This is a genomic window from Streptomyces sp. NPDC043876 (genome assembly GCF_056435825.1).
Map to the genome: position 1 here is coordinate 1 of NZ_JBWKDV010000069.1, position 1011 is coordinate 1011.

At 68.7% G+C, this 1011-nt stretch carries 1 protein-coding gene; it reads left to right on the top strand.

Features of this window, described 5'->3' with window-relative positions; genetic code table 11:
* On the top strand, window positions 1-1011 hold a 1011-nt coding region (locus AC0693_RS38785), incomplete at both ends, for an acyltransferase domain-containing protein (RefSeq protein WP_478804637.1).

A 1011-nucleotide genomic window follows, 5' to 3' on the forward strand; every position in this document is an offset into this window, starting at 1 on the left:
GAGGGGGTGCGGGCGCGTCGGCTGGAGTTCGGGTATGCGTCGCATTCGGTGTTCGTGGAGCCGGTGCGTGGGCGGTTGCTGGAGGCGCTGGCCGACGTCCGTCCGGTGAGCGGCGAGATCCCGTTCTATTCGACGGTGGAGGCTGCGGCGATCGACACGGCGTCGTTGGACGCGGAGTACTGGTTCGGGAATCTGCGTCGGCCGGTGCGGTTCCAGGAGACGGTCGAGCAGCTGCTCGCGGACGGTTTCCGGGTGTTTGTGGAGTGCGGCGCGCATCCGGTGCTCACCGGGGCGGTGCAGGAGACCGCGGAGTCCATGGGCCGGCAGGTGTGCGCGGTCGGTTCGCTGCGCCGCGGCGAGGGGGGCTTGCGTCGTTTCCTGACTTCGGTGGCGGAGGCGTTCGTCCAGGGCGTGGAGGTGTCCTGGCCGGCCCTGTTCGAGGGCACCGGTGCCCGTACCGTCGACCTGCCCACCTACCCCTTCCAACGCCGGCACTACTGGGCACCCGATGGCTCCGCATCGGCAGCGCTCACGCTGGACAGCCGACCGGACGAAACCGCCGCAGTTCCGTCGGACACGACGGATCTCGCTGGACAACTCCGCCGGAAAATTGTGTCGTTGACCGCCACCGAGCAGGTCGAGCGGTTGCTCGACCAGGTACGCGACGGTGTCGTCACCGTCCTCGGACTGGACGCCCACGCCGAAGTGCGCGCGGAGGCGACGTTCAAGGAACTGGGCGTTGAATCGCTGACCGGTGTCGAGCTGAAGAACCACCTCCGTGCCCGGACCGGACTGCACGTCCCGACCTCGCTGATCTACGACTGCCCGACTCCCCTCGCCGCCGCTCACTACCTCCGCGATCAGCTCTTGGGCCAACCTCGGGAACAGGCTGTCATCCACGCCGACATCCCGGTCGACGAGCCGATCGCGATCGTGGGGATGGGGTGTCGGTTGCCGGGTGGCGTGTCGTCGCCGGAGGGGTTGTGGGATCTGGTGGCGTCGGGGGTGGAC